A 7786-nucleotide genomic window follows, 5' to 3' on the forward strand; every position below is an offset into this window, starting at 1 on the left:
AAGAAGGGTCGGAAACCTGGGCGGTGTTTGCGGAGTTCTAAACGATAAAGCGGCGACACGATGAACGAAACAGACTCAGGTATTGACTATGGTCAATACAGACAGGAACCGCCGTGGTACGGAACCGTATGCCCGGTGGTGTGAGAGGACGGGAGTTGCGAAACTCCCTCCTACTCGATCTTATTCTTCCTGTTGCCGGGTCAGGTAAAAATACTCGGTGAAGCATTTGTACAGCTGGGTTCCACTGAGCACCGAAGCGGAAGGAAAGTGCAGCATGGGGATCAGATCGCAGGGCGCGACAATGTCGTGGCTTCCCTTGTCATTGTCCAGCTCGTCGATGTTCAGCACACGGGCGAGTAGCTCGCCCTGTTTAATGTGTTGACCTGGCTTGGCGCAATATTCCACCATGCCTCCCCAACTGGTGAACAGAGTTTTATAGTCTTTAAGCGCCACACCGATACGGTCCATTACCGCCGGGCTAACCTGACTTTCGGGTAATAAGCCTTTCACCGTCAGATAACTGATAATGCTGCGGGCATCAATTTCCCCTTCGGCAAAGTCAATTACTTCCTGACTGCCCATTTCCAGCGTAAACGCCTCGATGCCAAAATCGATATTGCGGTTATCCCGCTGATTTAGGTTATCGGTGAGTGTCCACCAGGGGCAAAAAGTGGCTTCATCCAGCGCGCCGGCAAAGACGTTGGGGATAAATATACAATGGGGGAAGTTAAAGGCCTTTGCACTTTCGCGGGCATACTCCGGAATATAAATGTGGCGGGTAGAAACTGGCCCATTATGTAAATCCAGCACAAAATCGGCATCCAGTGCTAATTGTTGCAAACGCAGGTTAAGTTGCTGGGCCAGGCCCAGCCCCCACGGGCTGGCAAGTTTATTGGCGATGGCCGTGCGTAAATGGTCACGAAAGCGCTGTTTGATTGAGGTCACCGATTCTTCCGCTGTGACCGTATTAACAAAGGCTGTGATTTGTTCGGGATCGTAATAATATCCGCGGTTCCAGTTGGTGCCGTTTACCGGGTCAAACCGGCCAAGGGTATATTCTCCGGCCTTTATATTAGTGCCCACCGGATTGCAGTTAGGCACCAGCACTATTTCGCCGCAAATAGGCATTGCCTGCAGCCACTGAATAAGGTGGTAGATCACCACGTTACCCTGAACTTCGGCGCCGTGAATAGAACTCTGGATATACACTTTCGGCCCTGGCCGCTGGCCTTTAATGTGATAAACCGGGACATTCATGCTGCGGCCTGATGCATTCTGGGCGACCCGGATATGTTGTTTATTTACCTGATTGAGCATAACGATTCTTTATTTACTTGTTTTTGTGAGTTGGCAAACCGTGCACTGCGGATCGGCCGGCACCGTGAATTGTTGCCAGCTAAGCGACAGGCCATCGTAAGTGAGTAACTGGCCAGCAGGCAGAACCTGTTTGCCCATTAACCAGAGCAAAGCTATATGCGCCTGTTGAGTGCCGATGGTGGCCACTACCGGTGCAAAAATACCAGCTTCCACACAGGATAGCTGTTGTTCGCTGAACAGGCGGGTAATGCATTGGTAACAAGGGCTGTGATTAAGCGGATCCACCATTAGCAACTGACCTTCAAAACGAATGGCTGCACCACTAACAAGTGGCCGCTGCTGGGCGTAACAGATGGCATTAATTTGCTGTCGACTAGCCGCATTATCGGTGCAATCCAGGACCAGATCGTGCTCGCTAATGGCCTGTCGCAGTGCCTCATCGTCAAGCCTTGTGGTAACGGTCCTGATGCGGCAGTCAGGGTTGAGTTGGTGTAATCTGTCGCGGGCGGCGTGGACTTTAAACTGGCCAACCTGAGCGCGGCTAAACAGTATTTGCCGGGGCAGGTTGGATACTTCTACCTTATCATCATCGACAAGGGTAAGCTGGCCTGTGCCACTGCTGCATAACAGCTGGGCAGCCGAACAACCCAGCCCGCCGAGACCGATGATCAGCACCCGGGCATTGAGTAATGCTTCCTGGCCTGCCAGGTCAATCTGGGGCAACACAATATGGCGATTATAGGTGACCGCCTGGGGATAGCTGAGCGTATCTGCCATGGTTAGACTTTTATCCTGTTATATTTCAACGCATAATGTACCAATTCGACAGTCCTGTCGCAGCAGATTTTTAAGGACCATCATGACTACCGCTTCTGAATCACTGGCAATTGCTATTTTAACTGTATCAGACACCCGCACACCCGATACCGATACATCTGGTCAGTATCTGGTTGAGGCCGTTACTGAAGCCGGCCACTCTGTGGCCGACCGCAAACTGGTTATTGATGATATTTACCAACAACGAGCCATCGTATCGGCGTGGATTGCTGATCCCGCAGTGGAAGCCATTCTGGTGACCGGCGGTACCGGTTTTACCGGCAGAGATTCAACGCCCGAGGCGCTGAGCGTTTTGTTTGATAAAACCGTCGACGGCTTTGGCGAATTGTTCCGTTACCTGAGCTTTCAGGAAATTGGAACCTCGACCATCCAGTCGCGGGCACTGGCCGGTTTTGCTAATCGTACCGTTATCTTCTGTCTGCCCGGCTCAACCGGCGCTTGTAAAACGGCATGGCAAGGTATTATCCGTTCACAACTGGATGCCAGCTTTAAGCCATGTAGCTTTGTGGGCCATTTAAAAGGCAATCACTAGCTATGCAATTATCTCATGTGAATCAACAGGGCGAAGCCAACATGGTGGATGTCAGCGGTAAAGCGGTAACCACTCGTGAAGCGATTGCCGAAGGCGAGTTACATTTAAGTGCCGAGGCGCTGGCGCAGGTTAAAACTAACAGTGCCGCCAAGGGCGACGTGCTGGCTGTGGCCAGAATTGCCGGTATTCAGGGGGCAAAACAATGTGCCAGCCTGATCCCCTTATGTCACCCCTTAGCGCTGAGTAAAGTGGATATTGAGTTCACGCTTGATGAGCAGAATAACCGCATTATTACTCGTTGCCGCTGCAAGCTGAATGGTCAGACCGGCGTGGAAATGGAAGCGCTGACCGGCGTTAATGTGGCGTTATTGACCCTGTTTGATATGTGCAAGGCGGTGGATCCGGCTATGATAATGACCAATGTCAGGGTGCTGCTTAAACAGGGCGGTAAGAGTGGTCAGTGGAGTCGTGATGAAGGTTAAATTATTTGCCCAGATCCGGGAAGTCACTGGGACTGAGTCACTGGAAATGGCGGTGCCGGATGATGCCACCATCGAAGGTGTGCGTCAGGCGCTAATGGCTAAAGGCCCGCAGTGGCAACAAGCACTGTCGGCTAACGTGCTCTGCGCCTGCAATCAAACGCTTTGTGATGGCACCATGGTGGTGTCTGAGCAGGATGAAGTGGCGTTCTTTCCACCGGTTACCGGAGGGTAGGATGTTTGCGCGGGTCAGTGAAGCCGATTTTAGCCAACAAGCGCTCTACGATGAGCTTTGCCTTAATAACCAGGCCAGTCAGTCGGGTGCCGTGGTTACCTTTACCGGTCGGGTGAGAGATTACAATGCCGAAGGTGCCATCGACGGCATTGAACTGGAATATTATCCGGGGATGACCGAGTCCGCGTTGCAGCAATTACTGGCGCAGGCAACTACGCGGTTTGGGCTTACTAATGCCGGTATTGTGCACCGCGTAGGCCGGTTGCCGAATCAGGCGCAAATTGTGTGGGTTGGTACTTGTGCAGCACATCGCCAGGATGCTTTTAGTGCGGCGTCGTACATTATGGACATGCTCAAACAATCGGTACCTATCTGGAAAAAAGAATGGGCGGGAGATACCTCAACCTGGGTGGCCGCTAAAGGCACCGACAATGAGGCGGCAATGCGCTGGCTGACTGATGATAAGGATGACTAACTGGCCATGAACCAGATTATGCAGTGTTTGTGGGCAATCGTTATGGCTATGTGCGCAACTCAGATGGCTCATGCTGCGCCATCCATCAATGTAGCTGTAGCGGCAAATTTTGCGGCACCACTGCAAAAGCTGCTGCCGGAATTTGAGGCGGCTAGCGGTATTAACGTGCGGGTAAGTGTTGGCTCGAGTGGCGCTTTATTTGCGCAGATCCAACATGGCGCGCCCTATGATTTATTTTTATCCGCCGACAGTAAACGCCCCCAGGCACTGGTTGCCTCAGGCAGGATAGCGGCGTCCGCCGTGCAGACTTACGCGGTTGGCCATCTGGCGCTGTTGGGCAACATTGATGGTCTCAGCGATCCACGGTTAACGGCGGCAGGTACCAGAGTTGCCATTGCCGAGCCAGACATAGCCCCATACGGACGAGCAGCTAAACAGCTGCTGGAACAGGCCGGATTGTGGGAAAAACTTGCGCCGGGGCTTATTCGCGGGACTAACATTCAACAAACACTGCAATTCTGGCAAACCGGCAATGTGGATGTGGCGTTTATTGCAGCTTCTCAATGTGTTACCTATCAACTAACCTGCCAGACTTTGCCGGATAACTACGCGCCGATTATTCAGCAACTTGCGGTCACCGGTAAGGGTGAATCCTCTATAGCTGCAAAAAAGCTTGCCGCATTCCTGCGCAGCCCCAAAATTCAGTCGCAACTGGCCGAAGCAGGGTATGCGCCGCTCGCGTCTGGCCCCGCTGAGGGAAGACATTAAACGTGGAATTTTCGGCAATCTGGCTTACCCTCAAACTGGCAGGGCTATCAACGTTACTGCTGATGCTGGTTGCCATACCGGTGAGCTGGTGGTTGAGCCGCTGGAACAGCCGCTTTAAGGCAGTAGTTCAGGCCTGTGTGGCATTACCGCTGGTGCTACCACCCACAGTACTGGGTTTTTATTTGCTACTGGCGTTTGCGCCCGACAGCCTGATCGGCGAACTGTGGTTATCCATTACAGGTGAGCGCCTGGCATTCACTTTTGAGGCGCTGGTATTCGGCTCGGTAATTTATTCATTTCCTTTTGCTGTGCAGCCACTGTATGCAGGCTTCGCGCAGTTACACCCGCACTATTTACACACTGCAAAGATGCTCAATTTACCCTGGCACGTGCGTTTGCAACGGGTTGTTTTACCTGCTGTGAGGCCAAGCTTACTGATTGCTGCCGGGTTGAGTTTTGCCCACACGGTAGGCGAATTTGGTGTGGTACTGATGATTGGTGGCAACATACCCGGAGAAACAAGGGTAGTGTCTATTGCGCTGTTCGACCAGGTGGAGTCACTCAATTATGGCAGTGCTCACCAGTTGGCTGCCGTGTTACTGGTATTCTCGCTATTTTTGCTGATTGGCCTTTACTGGCTGCAGGGGCGGCGGAGGCTTAAATGGAATGTCATGTAACGGCTCAGGCCGGTCAGTTTGCGCTGGATATAGCGCTATCGACTGCTGCTGAGCCAAATTGGCTTGGCATAATCGGTCAATCCGGCGCCGGTAAATCTACCTTTTTACAGGCGCTGGCCGGATTTAACGCTGCGGCCAATGTCAGCGGCCGCTGGCATAGTAGAGATCTTAGTAAGCTTGATAATGCGGTGCTGGTGAGTGCGCAAACGCCGCTGTTTCCGGCGCTCAGCGTGGCAGGCAATCTTGAGCTGGTTGCTCGCCATAATCAGCAACTGGACAATGTTAAGACCATAGTGGCGCTGTGTGAATGTACTGCACTAATGTCACGGCAAACTAATGAGCTGTCAGGCGGCGAACTACAACGGGTAAAACTGGCCCGGGCGTTACTGGCCAATCCAGCGCTGTTGCTGCTCGATGAGAGTTTCAGTGCCATGGATCGTGCCCTGCGCTTTGGTATTTTACACAAACTCAAAGCGTACCTGGGGCCGCACGTCAAAGTGATTATGGTTAGCCATGATATCAACGACATCATAGTGAGTTGCGATCACCTGAGCATCATAGAAAGCGGCCATTGTGTGGCCTGTGGACCACTCAGTGAAATGCTTAACCCTGCCAGGGGCCAACAAGCCAATGCTTCGTTGCCTTTAATCAGCGTGCTACACGGTGAAATAGAAGAACGAAAGATGGGGATTAGCCGGATATCCGTAGGCGAGACATCGGTTAAAGTGGTGGATGAATCAGCTATTCCGGTGGGGCAGTCTGTACGGCTGCTGCTTCCAGCCAGTGAAGTAACGCTCGCCACTGAAAATAGTACTGCGCTACACACTAATTGCCTGCAGGCTACCGTGCAATCGGTGGTACCTTATTCGGCTACACAAAGCGCGGTAAAAATTGTGTGCGAGGGGCAAGAGTTAACGGCACTGTTGGATAACTATGACAGCCGGATTAATACGCTGAAGGACGGGCAGTTGGTATGGGCATATTTCAGTGGTCAGCAAACACTGGCCTGAGCGGGCGCTGCCTCAGCATACCTGATTTTGTTTCTCAGTACTGCCTGCGAGCCTGGCTTTACCGGCCAGTTTAGCCTCGTAGAGGTATAAATCGGCCTCACTCAGTAGTTGTTCCAGGCCAGGCGTATGAGTCGACGGTGAAACCACATAGCCGGCGCTGATAGTGATTTTTCCCAGCGGACTGGCGTCGTTATCGATAGATAAACTAGCAACGGCGTCTACCATACGCTGGCCGATATTCCGGCATTCTTCCTGGGTGGTGTCGGGCAGGAATACGCTAAATTCCTCGCCACCAAAACGTACAATACTGTCGTGGGGGCCGGGCAATTGTTCTATAAGGTTTTTTGACAAGTCAAACAGACACTTATCTCCAGCTACGTGACCGAAACGGTCGTTGAAGCCCTTTTAGTAGTCGATATCAATCATGATAACGCCCAGAGATTTACTCTCCCGGGTCAGCCGTTTGAGCTGTGTTGGGATTTCGGTAAACAGATAGTAGCGGTTACACAGGGCGGTTAACTGATCTTTGAAAGTCAGTTCGGTTAACAAGTCGAGGCGTAACTTACTTTGCAATAAGTTTTTTACCCGGTGAACAAGAGTCGAGGCAATAACCGGCTTTCTGACATAATCTGATGCTCCGGCTTGCCAGCATTTATTCTGGGTTTCTGCATTGCCGTCACCGGTTATAAATACTACCGGGCAAGCGGATGTATTGCGGCTTTGCTTTAACTGTTGGCAAAGTTTTATGCCATTAATGCCAGGCATATTGATGTCGAAAATAATGAGGTCCGGCGGTTGTTTTTCGCAAAAAGTTATCACCCTGGCCGGGTCGTTAAGAAATTCGCACTGCACCATATCACTTAAAATAGTGGTGATTAACAGACAACTGGACTGCTCGTCATCAACCACCAACACAATGCAGTCTGCTAATCCTTTGCTGGCATAAACAGATACTTCCAGGGTGGTGTATTCGGTTGTTTGTGTCATTGGGTTTTTCTATGCTGCTTAGTGATTGCTTTGGTGGCAAGCCTGTTACGAAGCGTTACCTCACCCCTAATGACATCCCGTGTCGGTTGACTATCCGGCTACACTCTGGTCTCTGGTTCCTTGTAAGCTTAATTTAAGTTTACATTATTACATTTAATTTAGGCTATGTTCGGATTAACTGTTGTTGAATCGAAAAGAGCCTGTTTTCGCTAAGGTTTTCTGGAGTATCCATAAACCTGAACCAACCCAGGTAGTGTTCCAAGTATTTTGTGGCTACTCCGTGAAACCGTTTTATCCACGCTTTCAGACGGCTGTGATAGGCGTTAACATTTTGAATGTGAAAGACTTTATCTATCACCTTAATTCCTCCTGCCACATCTAAGCGCTTGTGTATTAAATCATTTTTCTCAGAAAGAGCTATGTAGGGCTTATAGCCATCACTACACAACACACTGTCTTTCTCTAATTT

At 51.1% G+C, this 7786-nt stretch carries 10 protein-coding genes and 1 pseudogene; 7 read left to right on the top strand and 4 right to left on the bottom strand.

The window, feature by feature from the left end:
* Positions 1-180: 180 nt before the first annotated feature.
* Positions 181-1317, bottom strand: a complete 1137-nt coding sequence (locus tag C6Y40_RS13740; protein ID WP_105935087.1) for a M14 family metallopeptidase — start codon at positions 1315-1317, stop codon at positions 181-183.
* A 9-nt stretch (positions 1318-1326) separates the two neighbouring features.
* Entirely contained in the window at positions 1327-2094 is a 768-nt protein-coding gene (gene moeB / locus C6Y40_RS13745) for a molybdopterin-synthase adenylyltransferase MoeB (protein WP_105935088.1), read from the bottom strand.
* A gap of 82 nt (positions 2095-2176) precedes the next feature.
* On the opposite strand from moeB, the gene moaB reads away from it, so the two are divergent.
* Genes moaB through C6Y40_RS13780 form a run of 7 tightly spaced genes read left to right on the top strand, consistent with a single transcriptional unit; the run spans position 2177 to position 6330 of the window.
* Positions 2177-2686, top strand: a complete 510-nt coding sequence (gene moaB, locus C6Y40_RS13750; RefSeq protein WP_105935089.1) for a molybdenum cofactor biosynthesis protein B — start codon at positions 2177-2179, stop codon at positions 2684-2686.
* Between the two features lie 2 nt (positions 2687-2688).
* Positions 2689-3168 carry a cyclic pyranopterin monophosphate synthase MoaC gene (moaC, locus tag C6Y40_RS13755; protein ID WP_105935090.1) on the top strand — a complete coding sequence of 160 codons (480 nt, stop codon included), beginning with the start codon at positions 2689-2691 and terminating at the stop codon, positions 3166-3168.
* Positions 3158-3400, top strand: coding sequence for a molybdopterin converting factor subunit 1 (moaD, locus tag C6Y40_RS13760; RefSeq protein WP_205664773.1), 243 nt, complete (start codon positions 3158-3160; stop codon positions 3398-3400). Before moaC ends, moaD begins: the two co-directional genes overlap by 11 nt.
* A 1-nt stretch (position 3401) precedes the next feature.
* Positions 3402-3875 (top strand): molybdenum cofactor biosynthesis protein MoaE, encoded by a 474-nt coding sequence (locus tag C6Y40_RS13765; protein ID WP_105935092.1) that lies wholly within the window; start codon positions 3402-3404, stop codon positions 3873-3875.
* Between the two features lie 6 nt (positions 3876-3881).
* Positions 3882-4643, top strand: coding sequence for a molybdate ABC transporter substrate-binding protein (gene modA, locus C6Y40_RS13770; RefSeq protein WP_105935093.1), 762 nt, complete (start codon positions 3882-3884; stop codon positions 4641-4643).
* Positions 4644-4645: 2 nt separating this feature from the next.
* Positions 4646-5320, top strand: coding sequence for a molybdate ABC transporter permease subunit (gene modB / locus C6Y40_RS13775; RefSeq protein WP_240621960.1), 675 nt, complete (start codon positions 4646-4648; stop codon positions 5318-5320).
* Complete coding sequence (locus C6Y40_RS13780) at positions 5305-6330, top strand: ATP-binding cassette domain-containing protein (RefSeq protein WP_105935094.1); 1026 nt, start codon at positions 5305-5307, stop codon at positions 6328-6330. Before modB ends, C6Y40_RS13780 begins: the two co-directional genes overlap by 16 nt.
* 12 nt (positions 6331-6342) lie before the next feature.
* On the opposite strand, the pseudogene C6Y40_RS25225 reads toward C6Y40_RS13780, so the two are convergent.
* A pseudogene (locus C6Y40_RS25225) lies at positions 6343-7317 on the bottom strand (diguanylate cyclase).
* Positions 7318-7480: 163 nt separating this feature from the next.
* Positions 7481-7786: IS1595 family transposase (locus C6Y40_RS13795; protein ID WP_146129574.1), on the bottom strand; the 306-nt coding region annotated here is incomplete at its 5' end.

It is taken from the genome of Marisediminitalea alba (genome assembly GCF_002993365.1).
GTDB lineage: Bacteria > Pseudomonadota > Gammaproteobacteria > Enterobacterales > Alteromonadaceae > Alteromonas > Alteromonas alba.

Excerpts from the sequence above, each read along its gene's own strand:
- moaB (WP_105935089.1), top strand. The coding sequence starts at position 2,177 with ATGACTACCGCTTCTGAATCACTGGCAATTGCTATTTTAACTGTATCA.
- C6Y40_RS13780 (WP_105935094.1), top strand. The coding sequence starts at position 5,305 with ATGGAATGTCATGTAACGGCTCAGGCCGGTCAGTTTGCGCTGGATATA.
- C6Y40_RS13765 (WP_105935092.1), top strand. The coding sequence starts at position 3,402 with ATGTTTGCGCGGGTCAGTGAAGCCGATTTTAGCCAACAAGCGCTCTAC.
- moaD (WP_205664773.1), top strand. The coding sequence starts at position 3,158 with ATGAAGGTTAAATTATTTGCCCAGATCCGGGAAGTCACTGGGACTGAG.
- moaC (WP_105935090.1), top strand. The coding sequence starts at position 2,689 with ATGCAATTATCTCATGTGAATCAACAGGGCGAAGCCAACATGGTGGAT.
- moeB (WP_105935088.1), bottom strand. The coding sequence starts at position 2,094 with ATGGCAGATACGCTCAGCTATCCCCAGGCGGTCACCTATAATCGCCAT.
- modA (WP_105935093.1), top strand. The coding sequence starts at position 3,882 with ATGAACCAGATTATGCAGTGTTTGTGGGCAATCGTTATGGCTATGTGC.
- C6Y40_RS13740 (WP_105935087.1), bottom strand. The coding sequence starts at position 1,317 with ATGCTCAATCAGGTAAATAAACAACATATCCGGGTCGCCCAGAATGCA.